1 protein-coding gene is annotated in these 315 nt (G+C 52.1%); it reads right to left on the minus strand.

Annotated elements, in window-relative coordinates; all coding sequences use genetic code 11:
* Positions 1 to 235: 4Fe-4S binding protein (locus Q4563_RS18345; RefSeq protein ID WP_303605528.1), on the minus strand; the 235-nt coding region annotated here is incomplete at its 3' end.
* Positions 236 to 315: the final 80 nt, after the last annotated feature.

Below are 315 nucleotides of genomic sequence, written 5' to 3' on the forward strand. Positions count from 1 at the left end.
GTGGAATACCGGTCAGGGAACCCGGTGGATTGATTGCCACACCAGACGCATCCAGAATTGCCTCTTCAATCGGACAAATACTGGCGCATTGAGGCTGGGCATAATCCCCTTCACACTCTGTACATTTGCGCGCATTGATTTTGAAATGCGGTTTGCTGTCATAAATAGCTTCGCTCGGGCATACGTCGTAACAGGCCCAGCAGTTCACGCAAGAATCAACAATAGATAACGCCATGCTAACCTCCGAAGGTGCAGTGAATGGCCGGGTTATGCCCGGCCTGGTGATGACTCAGACAGAAGCCCGTTGTGCGGAAG

The sequence above is a fragment of the Gilvimarinus sp. 1_MG-2023 genome, from assembly GCF_030548285.1.